General features: G+C 45.3%; 21 protein-coding genes. All 21 read left to right on the top strand.

The window, feature by feature from the left end:
- Positions 1-85 precede the first annotated feature (85 nt).
- The 21 genes from citZ (at position 86) to N6H06_RS17445 (ending at position 24,177) form a co-directional block, all read left to right on the top strand.
- Positions 86-1,201, top strand: a complete 1,116-nt coding sequence (citZ, locus tag N6H06_RS17545) for a citrate synthase (RefSeq protein WP_263707600.1) — start codon at positions 86-88, stop codon at positions 1,199-1,201.
- 52 nt (positions 1,202-1,253) lie between these two features.
- Positions 1,254-2,519: an NADP-dependent isocitrate dehydrogenase gene (icd, locus tag N6H06_RS17540; protein WP_094426637.1), complete on the top strand. Its 1,266-nt coding sequence runs from the start codon at positions 1,254-1,256 to the stop codon at positions 2,517-2,519.
- Positions 2,520-2,569: 50 nt separating this feature from the next.
- A complete protein-coding gene (mdh, locus tag N6H06_RS17535; RefSeq protein WP_062749735.1) occupies positions 2,570-3,514 on the top strand; it encodes a malate dehydrogenase in 945 nt (314 codons plus the stop codon).
- A 540-nt stretch (positions 3,515-4,054) separates the two neighbouring features.
- Complete coding sequence (locus tag N6H06_RS17530; RefSeq protein WP_062749734.1) at positions 4,055-4,504, top strand: Lrp/AsnC family transcriptional regulator; 450 nt, start codon at positions 4,055-4,057, stop codon at positions 4,502-4,504.
- 72 nt (positions 4,505-4,576) lie between these two features.
- Positions 4,577-5,299, top strand: a complete 723-nt coding sequence (locus N6H06_RS17525) for a response regulator transcription factor (protein ID WP_062749733.1) — start codon at positions 4,577-4,579, stop codon at positions 5,297-5,299.
- Complete coding sequence (gene pnpS, locus N6H06_RS17520; RefSeq protein ID WP_062749732.1) at positions 5,292-7,064, top strand: two-component system histidine kinase PnpS; 1,773 nt, start codon at positions 5,292-5,294, stop codon at positions 7,062-7,064. Before N6H06_RS17525 ends, pnpS begins: the two co-directional genes overlap by 8 nt.
- A gap of 271 nt (positions 7,065-7,335) precedes the next feature.
- Entirely contained in the window at positions 7,336-9,999 is a 2,664-nt protein-coding gene (gene polA, locus N6H06_RS17515) for a DNA polymerase I (RefSeq protein WP_263707599.1), read from the top strand.
- An 11-nt stretch (positions 10,000-10,010) separates the two neighbouring features.
- Positions 10,011-10,841: a DNA-formamidopyrimidine glycosylase gene (gene mutM, locus N6H06_RS17510; protein ID WP_062749730.1), complete on the top strand. Its 831-nt coding sequence runs from the start codon at positions 10,011-10,013 to the stop codon at positions 10,839-10,841.
- Between the two features lie 61 nt (positions 10,842-10,902).
- Entirely contained in the window at positions 10,903-11,526 is a 624-nt protein-coding gene (gene ytaF, locus N6H06_RS17505; protein WP_082808390.1) for a sporulation membrane protein YtaF, read from the top strand.
- A gap of 15 nt (positions 11,527-11,541) precedes the next feature.
- On the top strand, positions 11,542-12,135 hold the full coding sequence (gene coaE / locus N6H06_RS17500) for a dephospho-CoA kinase (protein WP_062749728.1): 594 nt from the start codon (positions 11,542-11,544) through the stop codon (positions 12,133-12,135).
- A 292-nt stretch (positions 12,136-12,427) separates the two neighbouring features.
- A complete protein-coding gene (locus tag N6H06_RS17495; protein WP_212954037.1) occupies positions 12,428-13,462 on the top strand; it encodes a glyceraldehyde-3-phosphate dehydrogenase in 1,035 nt (344 codons plus the stop codon).
- 206 nt (positions 13,463-13,668) lie between these two features.
- Positions 13,669-14,058: an adenosylmethionine decarboxylase gene (gene speD / locus N6H06_RS17490; RefSeq protein ID WP_062749726.1), complete on the top strand. Its 390-nt coding sequence runs from the start codon at positions 13,669-13,671 to the stop codon at positions 14,056-14,058.
- Between the two features lie 112 nt (positions 14,059-14,170).
- Positions 14,171-14,572, top strand: coding sequence for a hypothetical protein (locus N6H06_RS17485; RefSeq protein WP_062749725.1), 402 nt, complete (start codon positions 14,171-14,173; stop codon positions 14,570-14,572).
- Positions 14,573-14,666: 94 nt separating this feature from the next.
- Complete coding sequence (gene nrdR, locus N6H06_RS17480; protein ID WP_062749724.1) at positions 14,667-15,122, top strand: transcriptional regulator NrdR; 456 nt, start codon at positions 14,667-14,669, stop codon at positions 15,120-15,122.
- A 59-nt stretch (positions 15,123-15,181) separates the two neighbouring features.
- On the top strand, positions 15,182-16,624 hold the full coding sequence (locus tag N6H06_RS17475; RefSeq protein ID WP_263707598.1) for a replication initiation and membrane attachment family protein: 1,443 nt from the start codon (positions 15,182-15,184) through the stop codon (positions 16,622-16,624).
- The gene (dnaI, locus tag N6H06_RS17470; protein WP_263707597.1) at positions 16,612-17,541 is read left to right on the top strand and encodes a primosomal protein DnaI; all 930 of its coding nucleotides are present in this window, start codon (positions 16,612-16,614) and stop codon (positions 17,539-17,541) included. Before N6H06_RS17475 ends, dnaI begins: the two co-directional genes overlap by 13 nt.
- Positions 17,542-17,758: 217 nt before the next feature.
- Positions 17,759-18,871 carry a cyclic dehypoxanthinyl futalosine synthase gene (gene mqnC / locus N6H06_RS17465; RefSeq protein WP_062749721.1) on the top strand — a complete coding sequence of 371 codons (1,113 nt, stop codon included), beginning with the start codon at positions 17,759-17,761 and terminating at the stop codon, positions 18,869-18,871.
- A gap of 140 nt (positions 18,872-19,011) precedes the next feature.
- On the top strand, positions 19,012-19,860 hold the full coding sequence (ytxC, locus tag N6H06_RS17460) for a putative sporulation protein YtxC (RefSeq protein ID WP_263707596.1): 849 nt from the start codon (positions 19,012-19,014) through the stop codon (positions 19,858-19,860).
- 308 nt (positions 19,861-20,168) lie between these two features.
- Complete coding sequence (gene thrS / locus N6H06_RS17455; protein ID WP_263707595.1) at positions 20,169-22,100, top strand: threonine--tRNA ligase; 1,932 nt, start codon at positions 20,169-20,171, stop codon at positions 22,098-22,100.
- Between the two features lie 149 nt (positions 22,101-22,249).
- Entirely contained in the window at positions 22,250-23,248 is a 999-nt protein-coding gene (locus N6H06_RS17450) for a Gfo/Idh/MocA family protein (RefSeq protein WP_212954035.1), read from the top strand.
- A 2-nt stretch (positions 23,249-23,250) separates the two neighbouring features.
- The gene (locus N6H06_RS17445; RefSeq protein WP_263707594.1) at positions 23,251-24,177 is read left to right on the top strand and encodes an aldo/keto reductase; all 927 of its coding nucleotides are present in this window, start codon (positions 23,251-23,253) and stop codon (positions 24,175-24,177) included.
- Positions 24,178-24,182: the final 5 nt, after the last annotated feature.

The raw sequence follows: 24,182 nt of genomic DNA, 5'->3' as shown, positions 1-24,182 counted from the left end.
TATCATCCTTTACGACGTTTTTCGTAACCGCTTTACCAGGCGTTGTACGCGAAGGGATTATATTTAGAGAAAAGGAGAGATAAAGGTGACTACAACTCGCGGTTTAGAAGGTATTGTGGCAACACAATCGAGCGTTAGCTCCATTATTGATGATGAATTAACGTACCATGGTTATGGCATTGACGACCTGGCGGAAAATGCCAGCTTTGAAGAGGTCGTTTATTTGCTGTGGAATGGTGAATTGCCTACGAAAGAAGAGTTGGAATCGTTTTCAAAAGAGCTTGCTGAACAAGCAAGTGTCCCCGATGAAATTTTCGCACAAATGAAAGCCTATCCAATCGATAGCATTCATCCAATGGCTGCCCTGCGTACATCGGTTTCGATGCTTGGTTTGTTTGATGACGAGGCAGAATCAGTCGAGGAAGAAAAAAATTACCGCAAAGCGATTAAACTTCAAGCAAAAATTCCTACGATTGTCGCCGGCTTTGAGCGAATTCGTTCTGGCAAGGAACCGATTGCTCCAAACAAGGAGTTGTCGTTTGCAGCGAATTTCCTATACATGTTAACAGGCGAAAATCCGGATGCCATATCAGTAGAAGCTTTTAATAAAGCGCTTGTGCTCCATGCCGATCATGAACTAAACGCCTCGACGTTTACGGCGCGCGTTTGTGTAGCTACGCTGTCTGATATATATTCAGGCATTACAGCGGCGATTGGCGCATTAAAAGGACCACTTCATGGCGGTGCAAATGAAGGCGTTATGAAAATGCTCCTAGAAATCGAAGATTTTGACCAGGTGGAACCGTATATCCGGAAAGCGCTTGATAATAAAGAGAAAATCATGGGCTTTGGCCATCGTGTATACAAAAATGGCGATCCTCGGGCCAAGCATTTGCGGGAAATGTCAAAACAACTAACAGACGTTATTAAAGAATCAAAATGGTACGACATGTCTTTGCGGATTGAAGAATTGGTCACCAACGAAAAAGGCTTGCTGCCAAACGTTGATTTTTATTCAGCGACTGTATACCATAGTCTTGGGATTAAACATGATTTGTTCACGCCGATTTTTGCGATCAGCCGTACATCTGGCTGGATTGCCCATATCCTCGAACAGTATGCAAACAACCGCCTGATCCGTCCACGTGCTGAGTATGTCGGCCCGAACAAACGCAGCTACAAATCAGTAGAAACACGATAGTCCTAGGCGGAGGAAACTCCGTTCTACATAAACATCCTTAGGAGGTTTTACCATGGCAGCAGAAAAAATCCAAACTCAAAACGGTGTTTTAAACGTTCCAAACGAGCCAATCGTACCATTCATTGAAGGCGACGGCACAGGCCCAGACATTTGGGCAGCAGCTTCTCGTGTTCTCGATGCCGCAGTTGAAAAAGCATACAACGGTGAGCGTAAAATCCACTGGAAAGAAATTCTTGCTGGCGAAAAAGCGTACAATCAAACGGGGGAATGGCTTCCAGCAGAAACGCTTGACGCAGTTCGCGAGTATTTAATTGCGATTAAAGGACCTTTAACAACGCCAATTGGCGGTGGTATCCGCTCATTAAACGTGGCACTCCGTCAAGAGCTTGATTTGTTCACGTGTCTCCGTCCAGTCCGCTATTTTACAGGAGTGCCATCTCCAGTGAAACGTCCTGAGGATACGGATATGGTCATCTTCCGGGAAAATACAGAAGATATTTATGCAGGGATTGAATTTAAAGAAGGCTCTGACGAAGTGAAAAAGCTTATTGCCTTTTTGCAAGATGAGCTTGGCGCAACCAATATCCGTTTCCCTGAAACTTCTGGCATCGGTGTAAAACCTGTATCGAAGGAAGGAACAGAGCGCCTAGTCCGTTCGGCCATCCAATACGCACTTGATGAAGGACGCAAGAGCGTCACGCTTGTCCATAAAGGCAACATTATGAAATTTACCGAAGGCGCGTTTAAAAACTGGGGTTACGAACTAGCTGAGCGTGAGTTCGGCGATAAAGTATTTACATGGGCTGAGTACGATAAAATTGTTGAAGAAAGTGGCCGCGAAGCTGCCGATAAAGCGCAAAGCGAAGCAGAAGCTGCTGGCAAAATCATTGTGAAAGATGCCATTGCGGACATTTTCTTGCAGCAAATTTTGACTCGCCCGAAAGAGTTTGATGTGGTTGCGACGATGAACTTAAACGGCGATTACATTTCTGATGCTCTTGCTGCCCAAGTAGGCGGAATTGGCATTGCTCCAGGGGCAAACATCAACTATGATACAGGTCATGCCATTTTTGAAGCGACACATGGCACAGCGCCAAAATACGCAGGACTCGACAAAGTCAACCCTTCCTCCGTCCTGTTGTCAGGAGAACTGCTTTTGCGTCACCTTGGTTGGACAGAAGCAGCAGATTTGATTATGGCGTCAATGGACAAAACGATTGCCAGCAAAGTTGTCACCTATGATTTTGCTCGCTTGATGGATGGCGCAACAGAAGTGTCTTGCTCAGGATTTGCAGACGAATTGATCAAAAATCTATAAATCTATTTCGTGATAGGCAGATTGACTACACATGTTGAGGAGTGTTTGGCATGGCAATTAAACGAAGAAAAATTTCTGTAATCGGCGGTGGCTTTACAGGAGCTACCACTGCGCTTATGGTTGCCCAAAAAGAGCTAGGGGATGTTGTTTTAGTGGATATTCCAAACATGGAAGGTCCTACGAAAGGAAAGGCCCTTGATATGCTTGAGTCTACACCTGTCCAAGGCGTCGATTCAACGGTCATCGGTACCTCTAGCTACGAAGATACGAAAGATTCGGATGTCGTTGTCATTACGGCTGGTATTGCACGCAAACCGGGAATGAGCCGTGATGATCTTGTAGCCACAAATGCAAAAATCATGAAGTCTGTCACAAAAGAAGTTGTTAAGTATTCGCCTAACAGCTATATTATCGTTTTGACCAACCCGGCTGATGCGATGACTTATACAGTTTATAAAGAATCTGGCTTTCCGAAAAACCGTGTCATCGGCCAGTCTGGCGTTCTTGACACAGCACGTTTCCGTACGTTTGTTGCCCAAGAACTAAACGTATCCGTTGAGGATGTTACTGGTTTTGTCTTAGGCGGCCATGGAGATGATATGGTTCCTCTTATCCGTTATTCAGCAGCGGGCGGAGTGCCGCTAACAAAACTGATCTCCTCAGAACGGATTGAAGAAATTGTCGAACGTACGCGTAAAGGCGGCGGCGAAATCGTTAGCTTGCTAGGTAATGGCAGCGCCTATTATGCGCCGGCTGCATCGCTTACACAAATGGTTGAAGCGATTTTAAAAGACAAAAAACGCATTATCCCAACGATTGCCTACCTCGAGGGCGAGTATGGTCAACATGACCTGTACTTGGGCGTACCGACCATTCTTGGCGGTGACGGCATTGAGAAAGTCATTGAGCTCGACTTGACAGAAGAAGAAAAAGCACAACTGGACAAATCCGTGCAATCCGTTCGCAATGTAATGGCAGCATTGCCAGCGGAGTAATAGGAAGCAGAGGCTGTTCCAAGAGCCTTTAAATTGAAGAATGGGAGTAGAGATTTGACTTAAGCTCTACTCCCATTTTCTTGATCGACCGTTTTTTCGTCGATGATCGTCTCGTATAGATCCTTTTTCACTATGTCGTTTTGCTCTTTCTTTGGTTTTGATTTCCTTGTAGACGGGGAGAACCGCTTGGAGGGTAGTCTTTCGTTTCCGTACAGTCTGCTTGAAACGGGCACCTATGCAAAATTCCCATCCATAAATTAGCTGGTATTCGTGTCGATCTGTACGTCGGCTATAGGCTAAACACGGTCGGTTGGTAGCCACGCCCAAAACCAATAAAAATCGTTATCGAGCATGCTTATTTATGTGGGCTGCTCTTTTTCACGTCATGCATCGTTGTTATCCCATCATCTTCGATCGGGCCATTATTGGATAAGACATTTAAAGAGTTTTGCTTACCAACTAGAAGGATGTTGTGATTTGTGGTTTAATGAATGAAGTGTTTACTATTCATTTTGATTCAATTTGAAAAAGGTGACTGAAATGGATAAAATGGATCGCGATATTCTGAAACTGTTGCAGGAGAATGCGCGAATGACAATCAGTGAATTATCAAAAGAATTGTCGTTAAGCCGTCCCAGCATGTCGGAAAGGCTGTTGCGGCTTCAAGAGAAAGGCATTATTGAAAATTTCACCACACGCGTCTCGCTGAAAAAAATTGGAAAAGATATACTGTTGCTGATCCAAGTCAGTGGTTTAAAAGTACCTGTAGTGGAATTTGAAGAGATGGTACAACAGGAGCATGACATTATTGAATGCCACCGAGTAACAGGTGAAGTGAGCTACTTTATTAAAGCAGCCGTATCAGATGTAGGCAGTATGAGGAAATTAATTGACCGTCTTATTCCGTATGGAACGATCAATACGTCTACGGTTTTAAATTCCCCGGTGCCATATCGGATTATTTTGCCTGATGAAGAGGGATATGAGTAAAAAGTTTGCTATACTAGCATTATAAAGAGAGAGACCGTTCAAATCAAAAAGTTAGGAGTGTAGGAAGCACCTATGGCAAAGCGGATACTCGTAGTTGATGACGAACCGTCCATCTCGACGCTCTTGCAATACAATTTAGAGCAAGCGGGTTTTGAAGTCGAAACCAAATTGGATGGCCAAGCGGGTTTTGACCGAGCAAAAGAAGCAGATTTTGACCTCATTATCCTGGACCTCATGCTCCCTGGCATGGATGGCATGGATGTATGTCGGCAGCTAAGACAAGAACAAATTTTTGTGCCGATTCTCATGCTTACCGCCAAAGATGATGAGTTTGATAAAGTTCTTGGCTTAGAACTTGGGGCTGACGATTACATGACAAAGCCGTTCTCCCCACGGGAAGTGACCGCGCGCGTACGGGCAATCCTTCGTCGAATTGAACAAACAGGCGGAGCCGCGGCAAAGAATGAACAGGGAAAAGGCAAAAGCATTCAAATTGCGGATTTGACGATTTATCCGCAAAACTACGAAGTTTACGTCAAAAAAGAACTGCTCACATTAACGCCAAAAGAGTTTGAACTGCTTGTTTATTTGGCAGACCATAAAGGGCGGGTGCTTACAAGAGACCAGCTTCTGAACGCTGTATGGAACTATGAATTTGTTGGCGATACGCGAATTGTGGACGTGCATATTAGCCACCTCCGCGACAAGATTGAGCCTAATTCTAAAAAACCAGTCTATATTAAAACGATTCGCGGCCTTGGCTATAAGCTAGAGGAACCGGCAAAGAATGAATAAACTCCGCAACCGTTTTATTTTCAGCATCATGCTCGTCATCACGCTTGTTCTCCTAGTATTAGGATTAACGCTTGGTTCCTGGTCAAACGAGCGCTATGTTGACTTTGTTTCAGAGCGGATCAAAAATGAAGCAGCATTGGCCGTTTGGGCAGTCATGCACGATGGCTATCCAAGTGGCGCGCAAGCTCAACAAATTGCGGAAGAAATTGGTGCGGAAATCGATGCACGCTTAACAATCATTGATGCTGAAGGGAACGTCATTGGCGATTCATGGGCGGATCCGCAAAAAATGGAAAATCATCTTGATCGCCCAGAAATTCAGCGTGCTCGCCTCACTGATGAACTGGAACTGCGCTTTAGTGAAACGATTGGCCAAGAATTGCTTTATTACGCCCTTCCTTTGGAAGAAGGCAGGGAGATGCTTGGCTATGTCCGTGTCGGTGTGTCTGTAGAGCCGTTGAACCAAATGAATCGGACGGTATGGACAGTTATTGGTGTTAGCTTTTTAGGGGCATTAATTTTTATTTTGTTTTTAATTACTCGCATCACCAAACAAATTATCCATCCAATTGACCAAGCGACAAAAGCGGCTATTCGCCTAGCCGAGGGTGATTATCAGACTAGGACGTATGAAGATCACCATAAAGAACTTGGGCTGTTAGGCCGTTCCATTAATGCGCTAGCGTATAACTTGGAGCAACTATCGAGACGCCACCAGGCACAGCAAGACCGAATGGCTGCGCTCATTGACCATATGGGGAGTGCGCTATTGTTTATGAATGTTCGTGGAGATGTGGTGTTGCTCAACCAAACGACGGAGCAAATTTTTGAAGTCGATAGCAGTGATTGGCTTTCAAAACCGTACTACCACGTATTTCCGAGCCAACCCCTTATCCAGTTTGTGCAATTGGTTTATATGACGGAGAAGAAACAGCGCAGCCTAGTAGAATGGACGAAGCACTTTTCAACTCGTGTTTATGATGTATACGGTGCGCCGGTGATGGCAGATTCAGGCAGGCTCAGAGGTGTGACGCTTGTCATGCATGACATTACCGAACAGAAAAAGCTAGAGCAAGTTCGGAAAGACTTTGTTGCCAACGTTTCCCATGAGTTAAAAACGCCTGTTACATCGATTAAAGGTTTTGCAGAAACACTCCTGGACGGGGCCGTAGACGATCCCGTGCTTTCTAAACAGTTTACGGAAATCATATGGAAAGAAAGCGACCGACTGCAAATGCTGATCGTCGATTTGTTGGAGCTGTCGAAAATTGAGAATGCACAGTTTAAGCTCGATTTGGAAGACATGTCGCTGAAAGACATCACTGAAGATGTGTTTGAACTAGTTCGGGGCAAAGCCGAAGAAAAAGGCATGCACTTGCATATAAAAGAACAAGGTAGCTCCGTCATTGAAGGGGATTGGCAGCGGCTGAAGCAAGTCGTTTTGAACCTTGTCTCCAATGCGATCGCCTATACACCATCAGGCGGCCATGTAACGGTCGCACTCGAAGAACAAAGCGACTCTGTTGTTCTGAAAGTACAAGATACAGGGATTGGCATTGATCCAAAAGAAACATTGCGCATTTTTGAACGCTTTTACCGAGTTGACCGGGCGAGAAGCCGCAATTCGGGAGGGACGGGATTAGGCCTTGCAATTGTCAAGCATTTGGCTGAAGCGCATCATGCAAAAATAGAAGTGCAGAGCGAAGAGGGCAAAGGAACCGAGTTTTCCCTGACATTCCCCAAAAAACAGCCAAGAACACTTTAACAAAAACTTTACACAATGTTCATCAAGGCTTAATGGGGCGCGCTTACACTAAGGGAGAACGGTCAGTAATGAGATCGGTATCCCTCTTCCGATCAGCCCTTTTTAAAGGCAAGAGTTTTACTCTTGCCTTCTTTTTGGTTGGCAAAACACGTGTACTGGTAACTCTTGTAGCAACTAGCCTCGATTCATCAGCAATTCTTCCTGCCTCCCTGCGTACGTTCGTTCGCATATGCTTTTTTCTTTTCCAGTGACTATGGTACAATGTGATTACATGTATAGATCGAGAAAGGGGCTCTTCTGCTTGAAAAAATTAGTGCTTATTGACGGCAACAGCATTGCTTACCGTGCATTTTTTGCGTTGCCGCTTTTAAATAATGAAAAAGGCGAATATACAAATGCTGTCTATGGCTTTACGACTATGTTGCTGAAGGTTCTCGAAGACGAAAAACCGAGCCATATGCTCGTCGCCTTTGATGCAGGAAAATCGACGTTCCGCCATCAGACGTATGCCGCTTATAAAGGCACGAGGCAGAAAACGCCATCCGAGTTATCTGGGCAAATTCCAATGATTCACCAAGTGCTAGATGCGTTTTCGATTAAGCGCTATGAAGTAGACGAATACGAAGCAGACGACATTATCGGCACGGCGGCAACGAATGCAGCAAAAGAAGGCTTTGACGTTGTCGTCATTACAGGTGATAAAGATTTGCTACAATTGGTTGATGACCGTGTTGAAGTCGTGCTGACGAGAAAAGGCATTTCTGAAGTGGATCGCTATAATCGCGAAAAAGTGGCTGAACGCTACGGGCTTGAGCCGAAACAAATTATTGATTTAAAAGGGTTAATGGGCGATTCGTCTGATAACATTCCGGGTGTTCCCGGCGTAGGGGAGAAAACAGCGCTAAAATTGCTTGCCGAATTCCAAGACGTAGAAACGGTGCTTGATTCGATTGATGCGATCTCTGGGAAGAAGCTGAAAGAACGGCTCCAAGAGAATAAAGACCAAGCTCTGCTTAGCAAAAAACTCGCCACAATTGCCCTTGACGTGCCACTTGCCGAAACGCTTGATTCGTTCGAGTATGGCGGATATGAGTATAAACAAGTCAAAGAAGCGTTTAAAGAGCTGTCCTTTCATTCGTTGCTTGGCCGCATTGACGGCAACGGTGATGAAGAAAGTGCTCCGCAGCAACTGACGGAACTGGATTTTGACATCGTTGAAGAACCGCTACCTGAACATTTCTCTAGCCCGTCAGCTTTAGTCGTCGAAGTGTTAGCGGAAAACTACCATCAAGCCGAAATTGCCGGGATTGCGGTGGCGAACGCAAAAGGCTGCTTTTATTTCCCGACTGAGCAAGCGGTGAAGTCAGACGCGTTTAGGGCATTTGCCCGTTCGCAAGAAAAAAAGAAATGGCTGTTTGACGCAAAGCGTGCTGTCGTCGCTTTAGCCTGGCATGGGGTTGACTTAAATGGCGTTGATTTTGATTTACAAATGGCTTCCTATTTGCTCGATCCATCGCTTTCATCCCATGAAATTAGCGATATTGCTACCCGTAAAGGGACAGGTGGCGTGGCTGAAGATGAAGCTGTATACGGCAAAGGTGCCAAGCGCTCTCTCCCCGAAGAGACCGCCCTTGCCGAACATCTTTGCCGTAAAGCGAATGCAATGTTTACGTTAAAAAGCACATTAGAAGAGGAACTGGCGCAAAACGAGCAGCTTGAATTGCTCCAGAAGTTGGAAATGCCTTTGTCTGTTGTACTTGGCCGTATGGAAAAAGAAGGTGTCCGTGTCGACCGAGAACAACTCGAGGAAATGGGTAAAGATTTATCGGACCGCCTAAACACTCTAGAAGGCGCTATCCATAAAGAAGCTGGAGAACCATTTAATATCAATTCACCGAAACAGCTTGGCGTTATCCTGTTTGAAAAATTAGGGTTGCCACCTGTGAAAAAAACAAAAACAGGCTATTCGACAAGTGCTGATGTATTGGAAAAGCTTGCAGGCGCACATCCAATTATTGAACATCTCCTCCTTTACCGGCAACTTGGCAAACTTTATTCGACATACATCGAAGGGTTGCTTAAAGTAATCGACAAGGAAACAGGGAAAGTCCATACCCGTTTTAACCAGGCCTTAACGCAAACGGGACGCCTTTCTTCGACAGACCCGAATTTGCAAAACATTCCTATCCGTCTAGAGGAAGGAAGAAAAATCCGCAAAGCATTCGTCGCTTCGAAGGAAGGCTGGAAAATGGTTGCAGCTGACTACTCGCAAATTGAGCTGCGCGTCCTTGCCCATATTTCTGGCGATGAACGAATGAAGGAGGCGTTTTTAACTGGGATGGACATCCATACAAAAACGGCAATGGATGTTTTCCATGTAAAACGTGAAGATGTAACAGATTTGATGAGAAGGAGCGCGAAGGCCGTCAATTTTGGGATTGTCTACGGCATAAGCGATTATGGGCTCTCACAAAGCTTAGGAATTACGCGAAAAGAAGCGAAAGACTTTATTGACCGCTATTTAGCAAGTTATCCACAAGTAAAAGCTTATATGGAGAACGTTGTGAAAGAAGCAAAGCAGAAGGGGTATGTCCAAACATTGCTTGCGAGAAGGCGTTATTTGCCTGAACTGAAAAGCCGCAATTTCAACCAGCGTAGTTTTGCAGAACGGACAGCAATGAACACACCGATCCAAGGTACCGCAGCTGACATTATTAAACGGGCGATGGTGCAAATGAGTGAAGCATTAGAGGAAACAGGGCTTAAAGCAAACATGTTGCTCCAAGTTCACGACGAACTGATCTTCGAAGTGGCGCCTGACGATGTGGAACCGTTAAAAAAGCTTGTCACAGAAGTAATGGAACAGGCGCTTGAGCTTGATGTGCCTTTACAAGTGGAAGTCTCTAGCGGAAATTCATGGTTTGACGCGAAATAAGGAGAAGAGAAATGCCAGAATTACCGGAAGTGGAAACGGTACGCCGAACACTCTTACAGTTGGTTAAGAACAAGACCATTGCTGACGTGAACGTCGGCTGGCCGAAAATGATTAAGGAACCAGATGATGTAGAACGTTTTATACAGCTATTAAAGGGACAAACCATCGAAGACATCGGGCGCAGAGGCAAGTTTTTGCTGTTTGTGCTGAACGACTACGTGCTTGTCTCCCATTTGCGGATGGAAGGACGCTATGGTTTGTATCAACCAACCGATGAAAAAACGAAGCATACGCATGTTGTGTTTTCGTTTACAGATGGGTCTGAACTTCGTTATGCGGATGTGCGCAAATTTGGTACGATGCATTTGTTCGCTAAAGGGGCCGAACACGTTGCCATGCCCCTTGCCCAGTTAGGCGTTGAACCTTTTTCCGAACAGTTTACAGTCGAATTGCTGGAACAAGCATATGCAAAAACAACAAGAGCAATTAAAACAGCATTGCTTGACCAGAAAACAGTCGTTGGGCTCGGCAATATTTATGTTGATGAAGCGCTCTTTCGCGCAGGCATCCATCCTGAACGGACGGCCTCGTCACTGTCGAAGGAAGAGTATCACAACCTTCATAAGGAAATTAAAAGAACGCTCAAAGAAGCGATTGAGGCAGGAGGCAGCTCGATAAAATCGTATGTAAACGGCCAAGGGGAAATCGGCATGTTCCAACAACAGCTCCATGTTTATGGCCGTAAGCAACAACCGTGCCATCATTGCGATACAGCGATTGAAAAGACAGTCGTTGGCGGACGGGGAACCCACTATTGCCCAAATTGCCAACCACGGCGGTGAACAATGACAAAGTCCTCTCCATATACTAATGGCAACGAACATTAGACAGGAGGGGCTTCTATTGGCAACATTGGTTATGTTAGCCGCGGCAGTTAGCCTTGACAGTTTTGGTGTCGGGTTTGCCTATGGCACTCGTCGTATCAAAATACCACTCATATCGCTTTTATTTATTGCAGCTTGTTCAGGTGTTTCTATTTTAATCGCTATGTCAGTTGGTTCAACCTTTTCAATGTGGTTGTCGCCTGATGTGGCCGAATTGCTCGGAGCCATCATTTTAATAGGTCTTGGCTGTTGGGCTGTTTATGCAGCTTATCGGCCGAAAAAAGAGCGGAAACCGAGTGTTAAACAGACGAAAATGGATTTTACGATTCGCTTATTTGGGTTTGTCATTCATATTTTACGAGAACCGGAAAGCGCCGACATCGACCGCTCTGGCACAGTGACGGGAAAAGAAGCCCTTTTACTTGGCCTCGCTCTTTCACTTGATGCCTTTGGCGCTGGGATTGGCGCTGCGTTAATGGGCCTTTCCCCTCTTGGCCTTGCTACATGTACGGCTGTTTTAAGCGCATTGTTTGTCACACTAGGAATGACGTTTGGCTACCGGACAGCACGGTTGAAGTGGGTACAGAAAATGGCATTCATTCCAGGTTGCTTGCTGCTCATTATCGGCGTGATGAAATTGTAGGAGGAGCATGTATTTATGAGAGTTGGGTTAACTGGCGGGATTGCCAGCGGAAAATCGCTTGTGGCGTCCTATTTGGAGAAACGAGGCATTCCGGTTGTTGATGCAGATAAACTTGCACGTCAGGTTGTAGAGCCTGGCGAGCCGGCGCTTGCCCAAATCGTCGCGACATTTGGCCAAAACGTCCTCCAGGCTGACGGCAAGTTAGATCGAAAACAGTTAGGGGCGATCATTTTTGGCGATGAACAAAAAAGGATGCAGTTGAATCAAATCGTTCATCCAGCTGTACGCCAATTGATGAAAAAACAGGCCGATCTGTACGAACAAAGGGGCTACACTCGAGTTGTTCTCGATATTCCCTTGTTATACGAAAGCAACTTGTTTCATATGGTCAACCAAGTTTGGCTCGTTTATGTAGACGAAGCGACTCAGCTTCAGCGTTTGATTGAGCGAGACGGCTTAACAGAAACAGAGGCAAAACAACGAATTGCTGCGCAAATGCCATTAACAGCTAAAAAAGCACAGGCCGACGTGTTGATAGACAATAATGGATCGAAGGAAAACACCTATCGACAAGTAGACAATGCGTTGGCTAAGACCGCCCACGAATAGGCGGTCACGACTGAAGACAAGCGCTCGCATACGTCGTTGCTCACCTCGTTCATATGCGCATGAACCCCCGTTCTATTCGCATCTTCACTCGGTTTCGCGCCTCGTTTGACAAATGCTTTCTTTCAGTCTGCACAGTTGTCGACTCTGTCAACAACTTAAGACCGCCTACGAATAGGCGGTCTTTTTTGTGCCTAAATTTAAATTGGTTCACGTTTTTGGTTTATTTATGTTATACTATTTCATATAATATTGATAAAAAGGGTAACATAATAACCTGAAGGGGCTGGACTTTATGAATGTGAAAATGGCGATCAACGGGTTTGGACGAATCGGTCGAATGGTGTTTCGAAAAGCTTTTCTAGAAGGGAAAGTTGATATTACTGCGATCAATGCTTCTTACCCAGCAGACACATTAGCTCATTTAATCAAATACGATTCCATTCATGGGCCATTCATGGCCGATGTCTATGCGAAAGATGGGCAGTTATTCGTAAATGGAAAAAAGATTGAATTGCTTGCTGAACGGGATCCACGGCATTTGCCTTGGGAACAGTTGGGGATTGATATTGTCATTGAAGCAACCGGCAAATTTAAAACAAAAGAAGCGGCTGGTGCTCATTTGCAAGCAGGGGCGAAAAAAGTGATCATTACCGCTCCGGCAAAGGGAGAGGATGCAACGATTGTCGTCGGTGTAAATGAAAGCGACTACAATCCACAGGAAGATCACATTCTCTCGAATGCCTCATGCACAACCAATTGCCTAGCCCCAGTTGCGAAAGTCCTCGACGAAAGGTTTGGAATTGAATCAGGAATGATGACAACGGTGCATTCTTATACGAATGACCAGAAAAACATTGACAACCCTCATAAAGATTTGCGGCGAGCTCGGGCATGTGGACAGTCCATCATCCCGACATCGACTGGAGCGGCTAAGGCAATCTCGAAAGTGTTGCCGAATTTGGAAGGCAAACTAACAGGAATGGCGCTTCGTGTGCCAACGCCAAATGTTTCGTTAGTTGATTTAGTTGTGAATTTAAAAACAGAAACAACTGCAGAAGCAATTAACAATGCCTTTTGGGAAGCTTCACGAGGGACGCTTAAAGGCATCTTAGGGATTACAGATGAACCACTCGTTTCAATCGACTTTAATGGCGAGGAACAATCGGCGGTTGTAGATGGTCAATCAACGATAGTTTTAAACAATCGTCAGGCAAAAGTCCTTGCTTGGTATGACAATGAATGGGGCTATTCTTGCAGAGTGGTTGATTTAATGAATCATGTCGCAGCGCAGATGTCCGTGAAAGAAGAAATCCATTCTGCATCCTAAGAACGATGTAAAATTGTTTAGAAATCCAGTTGCAATCGTGGTGTAAACCAAGTATACTGAATCCCGTGAGTTCGTTTAAAAACGGGATTCGTTTTTCTTGCAGCATGGGTTAGGACCTCTTAGGACTAACTTTCCCCCCTGTACGAAGACGATCCTACATGCATGCTTTTGCTGCATGGCGAATTACCGAAAAGGGGGAAGTTCATATGGATACAATGGGACGTCATGTCATTTCTGAGCTTTGGGGTTGTGACATAAACAAGCTAAACAACATGGAATTTATTGAACAAGTATTTGTAAATGCAGCTTTAAGAGCCGGAGCAGAAGTGAGGGAAGTAGCGTTTCATAAGTTTGCCCCACAAGGGGTGAGTGGAGTCGTGATCATTTCTGAGTCGCATTTAACGATTCACAGTTTCCCGGAACATGGCTATGCGAGCATAGACGTTTATACATGTGGTCCAGTTATTGACCCAAATGTTGCTGCTGAGTTTATTGCAAGAGAATTGGGTGCAACAACAAGCGAAGTGCTTGAATTGCCACGAGGAATGGGACCAATTAAGCCTGAAAAACGATTAAGCCACAGTGCTGTTAAATAAATTGGAGAAACCGCCGAGCATACTGCTGGCGGTTTCTTTTTGCTATAAATGGATGCGCTTTCGCGATTTATGGTATGATAAGGGCAACGTTTACACAGGGGGAGAGAGCAGGATGGGTTTTCGTGAAACAATGAACCGTATTTTCAGCACACGCACTGAAACCGGGGAAGAGCACCCAGTGAAAGAGTTGCAAACACGCTATTATAAAACAACGAAAGACAAGGCCATGCGCACCATTGAACAGGTGCTTACACAACAGGGATTGACGATTAAGCGGAGCGAAGATGACAGGGGTGAAATTGTTGCGCAAACGAAATCAGGAAAAAAACTGCTGTTAGTGGTTTCTATTATTACAGTAAAACCGTATCGGACTGCGGTCGATTTTTCATGTGCAACAGAAACAGTGCTTCCAAGCGATTTTGGCTACAGCCGGAAATTCATTTTAGCTCTTTACAAGAAACTTGACGAGCAATTAACGTATGTCGGTTCAGCGCTAGGCCACGAGCTGCTGTAAGAGGCTTGCCACAGGCGCCCTTTTTTTATATGATAGAAGAAACCAATTTCATTTTGGTATTCACGTCCTTTGGGCACAGATGGAGATGATTGCAATGCGCTGTCCCAAATGTCAGCATAACGGAACAAGAGTGCTCGATTCCAGGCCAAGTGATGAAAGCCGCTCGATCAAACGGAGGCGGGAGTGCGAAAAATGTTTACAGCGTTTTACCACTTATGAGACAGTGGAAGAACGGCCTCTTCTCATTATTAAAAAAGACGGTATGCGGGAGGAATTTAGCAGCGATAAAATGCTACGCGGCCTTGTGCGTGCCTGTGAGAAACGCCCCGTTCCCCTTGAAACGCTTGAAGAAATGGTATTGGACGTGGAGCGCACGCTTCGCAATGAAGGGAAACAAGAAGTGCGAAGCCAGGATGTGGGCGAACTCGTCATGGAACGGCTAGCGAAAGTCGACGATGTTGCTTACGTTCGTTTTGCTTCTGTATACAGACAGTTTAAAGACATCAATGTATTTATAAAAGAATTGACTGAGTTAATGAATAAAAATTAAAAGGAGCTATAAACGCATGGGCGTTTTAAGCTCTTTTTTAGCGAAAGGGGATAAGGGCCATGCCTTGGCATTGGAAAGAAGTTCTTCCTGTAGACCAGTACACAGTGCGGCTGGCCGATTTTATCACAGACATGGACAGCCATGTACTTACCCTTTTGTATCAGCCTTTGATTGGCACAGAAGCAGTTGGCCTGTACAATAGTTTGAAATCGCAGCTTCCTTCGGGAAAGTACCAAGGCGATATCCATACTCACCATCAACTTAGCGTCCTCCTTGACTTGAGTTTGCCTAAGCTGCTTGAAGCGCGGAAAAAACTAGAAGCGATTGATTTGCTCAGGACATACCGAAAAAAAACAGACGACGTCCGCTTTTTTATGTATGAATTACAGCCGCCAATGAAACCACATCGTTTTTTTCGAGACGATGTTCTTAGCGTTTTTTTGTATAACAGGCTAGGCAAACAAGGATACCGGGCGGTAAGGGAACGCTTTGCACTGCCCGTGTTGGACAGTAGCGAGTTTGAAGAAGTGACCGAATCCTTTTCCAGTGTGTTTACCTCTTTAACTCACTCGGAGATGCAGCCGGCGTTAATGAACGAACAAGACGGCGCATTGAAAGGAGCAAATGGGGAGGCGCTGATCGGCAAGGACAGCAACGGTCTTCACTTTGATGATTTTGACATTGAATTAATGAAACAAGCGTTGTCTAGCTTTATTGTCCCGCCAGAAGTGTTGACTGATCGATTGATTGACTTGATCAAAAAACTCGCTTTTGTTTACCAAGTTGAGCCGTTAACAATGGCGAATTTAGTTGAGCAAGCTTCTCGAGGCGACATGTTGGATGAAGACGATTTACGAAAAACGATCAAAGAGTGGTACCGCCTTGAAAATGGCACAAAACCGCCTGCGCTTGGTTTAAAAACACAGCCGCAGACGGCGCGAACGATGACGAAAGAGCCGCAAACAGAAGAGGAACGGTCCATCCAATTTTACGAGCAAACACCGCCAATGACACTCTTGGAAATGCGCCAAGAAGGGGCAGCGGTTTCTCCAGCCGATGCCCGCTTGATTGAAGAACTCATCGTTGATTATAAATTGCATCCAGGTGTGGCGAACGTACTGATTGATTATGTCCTATTCCAACATGATATGAAGCTTTCCCGCGCCTTTATGTTGAAAATTGCTGGCCATTGGAAGCGAAAAAAAGTAAAAACGGTGCCAGGCGCTATGGGGCTTGTGAAGGAAGACAAACAAAAACAGGCCAATGCATCGCCGCGGCAAACGTATAAGCGAAACGCGCGCCAAGACAAACTACCGAAGTGGCTAATGGCTGAGCAAGAAAAGGGGATTAGTCAAGAAGGCAAACAAGCTAGCGCTGTGGGTGAAGCGACTGAATCAAAAACAAGCGTAACTCAAACAGAGTCAAAAAAACGGATTGCTGCATTAATGGAGGAACGAAAACGACTAAGGGAAAAAAAGGATGAGAGCGAATGGAATCAATAGAACAGGCGCTAAAAGCTTTTGACCAGGATGGGCGCCTGCAAAAACGGATTGAGCGCCAAAGGCAGGAGCTGCTAGATAGCGCGATTGTACAAGCCTTTTTGCAAGAGCATCCTGACGTAACCCGCTCGATGATCGACCGTGCCCTTAGCAAACTATACGAGTTTAAAAAGGAACGAGGGAACTGCCAAACGTGCCCCGGGTTAGACCATTGCCCGAATATGATGAAAGGATTTCAACCGTTGCTTTATACAGAGAGAGGCAGCATTGAGATTTCTTATAGCCGATGCCAACTGAAACGGGAGCAAGAGGCAGAACAAGCGAAACTAGAGCTAATCCAGTCGCTTTATATTCCTAAAGATATCCTTAAAGCTACGTTTGACGATATGGAACAAAATGAGGAACGGGCAGAGGCGCTAAGTGAAGGGCTTGAATTTGCTTTATCAGCTAATCCAGGAGAAAAGGGCAAGGGCCTATACTTATACGGAAAATTTGGTGTAGGAAAGACGTATTTGTTAGGGGCTATTGCAAATGAATTAAAAGCAAAAAACATCCAATCCTATTTGATCTATACACCTGACTTCTTTAGGGAAATGAAGCAAGCCATTGGCGATGGATCCTTTCAAGAAAAGCTGGAAGCTGTCCGAAAAGCCCCTGTACTGATGCTAGATGACATTGGAGCAGAGACAACAACCGCTTGGACCCGTGACGAAGTTTTAGGCCCAATTCTTCAGTACAGAATGGCTGAGAAACTGCCAACGTTGTTTACTTCAAATTACGATTACGATGAGTTAGAAGAGCAGCTTGCCTATTCGGAAAAAGGCGGGATCGAACGGCTAAAAGCAAAACGGATTATGGAAAGGATCAAGCATTTTACCACATTCGTAGAAGTTGGCGGAGAAAACCGGCGCGGTATGTAGCGCCGGTTTTTATATTGTCGATTTTTCGACAACATCGCTCAGGCGGGGAGAGGATGCTTGTCAGGCGAGCGGAAATGCGGATAGTACAGGGGTCATAAGCTAGGCGAACGACGACGTATGTGAGGTTTGAGAGCAGGGCTTGCTCATTGGATGTTTAAGGATAACTATGGTACGATGTATAAAGAATACTAGATTACTTGTGCTTGGGGGTACAACAATGAGCATAGATGCCATATTAGAACGGGCAGTAAACGGCGAGCGCATTTCGATGGCCGATGCCGTTAAGCTTTACGAGAGCGACGATCTCGATAAACTTGGCAAAGCAGCTGATACGATTATGAAAAAATGGCACCCTGAGCCAATAACGACATTTGTGATCGGTCGCAATGTAAACTACACGAACTTTTGCGATACATATTGTTCGTTTTGCGCCTTTTACAGACCGCCTAACCATAAAGATGGCTACGTTCTTGATGACGAAGTCATTTTTCAAAAAATCAAGGAAACACAAGATGTTGGCGGAACAGAAATATTAATGCAGGGCGGAACCAACCCTAATTTAAAGCTTGATTATTATACAAACTTGCTAAAAGGCATTAAAGAACGCTTTCCAGATATTTGGATGCACTCCTTTTCCCCTGCGGAAATTTGGAAAATCGCTGAAGTAATGGACATGTCGATTGAAGACGTACTTCGGGAACTCCATAAAGCGGGTCTTGACAGTATGCCAGGCGGAGGCGCTGAAATTTTGACTGAAGAGACACGGATGCGCGTCAGCCGCTTAAAAGTAACGGCCGATCAGTGGCTTGATGCGATGAAGACAGCGAAAAAAGTCGGCATGTTTGGTACGGCAACAATGGTCATTGGCTTTGGTGAATCGTTTGAAGAACGGGCCTTGCATTTGCAGCGCGTTCGTGATGCCCAAGACGAGACACAATGCTTTACGGCTTTCATTTCCTGGCTGCTACAACCGGAAAATACAGGGTTGAGAAGGCTGAAAAAATTGACGCCAGAAGATTATTTGAAAAACGTAGCGATTTCAAGGATTTTCCTAGATAATATCGCCAATTTCCAATCTTCCTGGGTGACAATGGGGCCTGAAGTCGGCAAAAAATCGCTTCATTTTGGCTGTAACGATTTTGGTAGCACAATGATGGAAGAAAATGTAGTCTCTGCTGCAAATACGACACACAAAGTCAATTCAAACTTGACGCTTAAATTGATTCGTGAAGCGGGAAAAATACCAGCCCAACGTAACACAAAATATGAGATATTACGGACGTTTTCAGAAAATGAAAACGTTGAGAAAGACTTTATCATGCAAAATTGACCCGTTTGCTCCGGAGCGACTCCGGAGCTTTTTTCTATGCAATTAGCATGTTTTTGAGCCACCAACATAAATTGATAGTAAGCCTGTCTGGCTTCTAGTGAGCTTTAGGTAAGGTTTTGATATGTTAGGGGGAGTCATGCGTGATTGCCATTCATTTTGAAGAGCGCGGCAACTGCTCGCGCCTGTTTGATGAATTGAGGGGCTATATGGCAACCTATGAGCCATATGGTTTTGGCGGGGCAGTGGAAAAAAACAGTGAAGCGACGATCACAGTCCGTTATGAAAACAAAGACGTCGATTTTTATGAGTCGTTCCATCCTTTTTTGGCCTCGATCTTTGCGGAATATGTCATAGAAACAAAGGAAGATGAATGGTTAATGGACATTGCTGAAAACCTTTTTTATTTTACCGACGAGGAGGAAAAGCAGCAAATCGTCGCTATTGCCCAAGCCATTCTTCAAGGGGATCGGAATGATATCCCATCTGTTAAGCCGCATTTTGATAGACGTGCATTTCTATATGACGCCTTCGCCTCACACCTCAACCCGGATACGACATTTTATTACGAACCATTTCTGACATTCCGGCTAAAAGAATACGGAGAAATGTTAATTGATTGTATCGAGCTTGCCATTGACGAATATTTAATGGAACAAGATTACCAGGCCATGGTTGAAAATTTGCGCCATTATATCCGTAACACACCTGCACGATTGCCAATGGTTTATCTCGTCCATGGGGACATGTTTACGTTTTATGATGAACATTTCCGGGAGTTGACTGCTGAAGAAATGGCCTATTATTTAAAGCAAGAACTTGTATTTGAAACAGGCCTTGATTTTTCTGAAATGGTCATTAGCCCACTCGTCAGCATGGCTCCAGGGCATGTCCATGTATTTACAGATGAACCGGACCATGGCGTCATTTTAACGATCCAAGCGATCTTCCAAGAGCGGCTGACGATTTTCCCTTTGCAAGAACGCCATTAGAACAAATACAGCGAACAAGCTTGCTTTTTGGACTTTGGTTTTTGTATAATGGCTGTATGAAAAGTGATGATAAGGACACCGCATTCAAGTAAGGCGTTTTTTAGAGAATGGGGCATTGGCTGGGACCCCTAAACGCGACTCGATTGTGACCACCTTTGAACTGCCCTGGGGAATAACAGTATCCAGCGCCGGCCCGCAGCCGTTATCTGTATGTAGAGCATGTAAGTAGGGTGGAACCACGAAACCACACTCGTCCCTTCGACTAAGGGGCGAGTGTTTTTTATTTTAATGCGAAAGGAAGATCAAGTATGACGGACAAACGTACGTTTACGTTTCCTGATGGAACAGTAAAATCATTTCCAATTGGAACGACGACTGAAGCGATTGCTGCTTCTATTAGCCCAGGATTAAAGAAAAAAGCATTGGCTGGAAAACTAAACGAGACATTGTATGATTTGAAAACGCCACTCCCTGAAGATGGAAACATCGAAATTGTCGTCACAGGATCAGACGAAGGATTAGACATCATGAGGCACAGTACAGCCCATGTGCTTGCCCAAGCAGTCAAGCGATTGTTTCCAGGTGTTAAGTTGGGTGTAGGGCCCGTCATTGAGGACGGCTTTTACTATGACATCGATGCCGACGAATCGATCACGGCAGAAGACTTGCCACGGATCGAAAAGGAAATGAAAAAAATCATTGGTGAAAATTTAGAGATCATACGCGAAGAAGTGAGCCGTGAGGAAGCGATTGCTCGCTTTAAAGAAATAAATGACCCTTATAAACTTGAGTTGATCGAAGCCATTCCGGAGGAAGAAACAGTTACGATTTACAAACAAGGTGAATTTTTTGATTTGTGTCGTGGCGTCCATGTGCCATCGACGAATAAAATCAAGGAGTTTAAGTTACTGTCCACCGCAGGAGCTTACTGGCGCGGCGACGCGAAAAACAAAATGTTGCAGCGTATTTACGGAACGGCATTCTTTAACAAAGATGAACTAAACGAACATTTGCGTTTGCTCGAAGAAGCAAAAGAACGGGATCACCGCAAGCTTGGCAAGGAACTTGGTATCTTTGCGCTTTCACCTAAAGTAGGACAAGGGTTGCCTTTATGGCTGCCAAAAGGAGCAACGATCCGCCGTATCATTGAGCGCTACATTGTTGATAAAGAGGAGCGCCTCGGCTATCAGCATGTTTATACACCGATCCTTGGTTCCTCTGAGCTCTATAAAACATCTGGGCACTGGGACCATTACCAAGACGATATGTTCCCGCCGATGGAAATGGATAATGAAACGCTTGTGTTGCGGCCGATGAATTGTCCCCATCATATGATGGTTTATAAGCAAGATATGCGCAGTTACCGGCAATTGCCGTTGCGAATTGCTGAACTCGGCATGATGCACCGTTACGAAATGTCAGGCGCTGTTTCTGGGCTCCAGCGCGTTCGTGGAATGACGTTAAACGATGCCCACATTTTCTGCCGCCCTGATCAAATTAAAGATGAATTCGTTCGCGTTGTACGTCTTATCCAAGAAGTGTACAAGGATTTTGGCTTGAACGACTATAAATTTCGGCTGTCGTACCGTGACCCGGAAGACAAGGAAAAATATTTTGATGACGATGACATGTGGAACAAAGCGCAAGCGATGCTAAAAGAAGCAATGGATACATTAGGATCGCCATACTATGAAGCAATTGGTGAAGCCGCTTTTTACGGGCCAAAATTGGATGTGCAAGTGAAGACGGCCCTTGGCAAAGAAGAGACGCTTTCGACTGTACAGCTTGATTTTCTCCTTCCAGAACGCTTTGATTTAACCTATGTCGGCGAAGATGGAAAGCTGCACCGTCCGGTTGTCGTTCACCGCGGCGTTGTCTCAACGATGGAACGATTCGTTGCTTTCTTGTTGGAAGAGTATAAAGGCGCGCTGCCAACATGGCTTGCGCCTGTCCAAGTGCAAGTGATTCCTGTATCTAATGAAGTCCACCTGGATTACGCTAAACGTGTCATTGAACAACTGCAACAAGCAGGTGTCCGTGTCGAGATCGACGACCGCGACGAAAAGCTTGGCTATAAAATCCGTGAAGCACAAATCCAAAAAATCCCTTATATGCTCGTTCTTGGCGACAAGGAAGTGGCTGCTGAAGCGGTTAATGTCCGCAAGTATGGGGAGCAAGCCTCTTCTTCGCAACCGCTCTCTGCCTTTGTCGACGAGATTGCCAAAGAAGCGAGAAAATAAAGGCTACATCAACGTTCCAGCTACGTCAAACCGTGGCTGGAACGTTTATTTCAATTTGGTTACATTGCTTTGAAAGGCGCACATGCTTATGAATTTATGCTAAGCTAGTGGAGAATTTTTAGATTTGTACGAAATGGAGGAATGGCAGTTTGCATACAGAAGCTTTGAAATGGGGCATTTTGGGGACAGCTTCAATTGCAAAACGAGCAATTATCCCTGGAATCGCTGCATCCGAAAGCGGCGAAGTGGTAGCAATAGCGAGCCGTTCACTTGAAAAAGCGCAGGCATTTGCGGCTGAGCATGGCATTAAAACAGCGTATGGCTCTTATGAAGAGTTATTGGCAGACGAGGAAATTGAAGCCGTTTACATTCCGTTGCCGAACCACTTGCATAAGGAGTGGGTCATAAAAGCTGCCGAAGCCGGAAAGCATGTCCTGTGCGAAAAGCCGATTGCTTTACATGCAGAGGAAGCCCAGGAAATGAGCAGGGCATGCAAGCAGCATCGTGTAGTCCTCGCTGAAGCTTTTATGTACCGTTATCAAGCACGGTACAAACACATATTAGCCCATATCGATAATGGCGACATTGGCGAAATTCGCGGCATTCGTGCTGTATTTACGTTCAATAATGCAAGCGCTTTCGACAATTTCCGTATGAAACGAGCATATGGTGGTGGCGGCCTTTATGACGTCGGCGTCTATCCACTCTCATTAGCGCGGTTGGTCTTTGGCGAGGAACCGGAAGCAGTGACGGTGCATAGCTTTATGCCTGATTCCCATGACCAAGTCGATATGGTAGCAGCAGGGTTAGTCGAATTTTCGAATGGCCGCTACCTGACATTTGATTGTGGAATGTGGGCAGCATTTCGTGATGAAGCCGAAATTATTGGCACAAAAGGCAGGATCACCATTCCAACCGCTTTTACAAATGAAGCAAATGGATATGATTTGTATACGAATGATGGCCACACTCACTTCAGCGGCAATGCAGTGGATCACTATGCTTTGCAGGCAGATGCGTTTGCCGCAACGGTCCGCAACGAAAAGCCGTTGCCTTTTTCAGCAGAAGATGCTGTTTTAAACATGAAAGTGCTAGACGCATGCTTGAAGTCACAACTTGAACGAAAACGAATAGAAGTGGAGCGGTGACAATGAAAGCAATCCCTTTCGAAGGCATAGCGAAGCCTGTATCCGCCCTCATAATGGGCAGTGACTATTTTTCTCCAGATCATCAGGAGTCGGTTAACAACATTCTTGAGCAGTATGTTTCGATAGGTGGCAATACAATTGATACAGCATTTATTTACAATGGCGGCAAAAGTGAGGCCGCTATTGGGAACTGGCTTGACGCTGGCAACCGGTCGCGAATGAATGTTTTAACCAAAGGGGGCCACCCGAATGAAAAGGGACATACCATTAATAAACACGACATTGCCGAACAATTAAAAATTAGCTTAGACCGTTTGCAAACAGATGCAGTTGAATTGTATGCCCTTCACCGAGATGATCCAACAGTGCCAGTCGGCGCCATTTTAGAATGGCTTAATGAACATAAAGAAGCAGGGCGGATAGGCGCGTTTGGTGGTTCAAATTGGTCGTTAGAGCGGCTGGCCGAAGCAAACGAATATGCTGAAAAACATGGGCTTGTTGGTTTTTCTTTCTCCAGCCCCAATTTAAGTCTTGCCAAAGCCCAACAGCCTTACTGGCCTGGCTGTATTAGCCTTGACCACACAGCAATTGAATGGCACGGGGAAACGAAGCTGCCTGTGTTCTCGTGGTCCTCCCAAGCACGTGGATTTTTTACCGGTCGCTTTTCTCGAGACGACCGGAGCAATGAGGATTTGGTTCGTGTGTTTTACAATGACGACAATTGGCAGCGCTATGACCGGGCAGAAGCGTTAGGAAAACAAAAAGGGGCAACGACGATTGAAGTCGCTTTAGCCTATGTCTTAAACCAGCCTTTCCCTACCGCTGCGATCATTGGACCGCAAAATCAACAAGAAATGCAGTCTTGCGCAAAAGGGGCAGCATTGACATTAACTGCTGACGAAGTTGCTTGGCTCGATTTACAAAAATAACGATT

It is taken from the genome of Shouchella tritolerans, from assembly GCF_025770735.1.
Classification (GTDB): Bacteria; Bacillota; Bacilli; order Bacillales; family Bacillaceae_D; genus Shouchella; species Shouchella tritolerans.
Note: the sequence above shows the minus strand (reverse complement) of the source record. Positions and strands in the feature narration are given on the sequence as shown.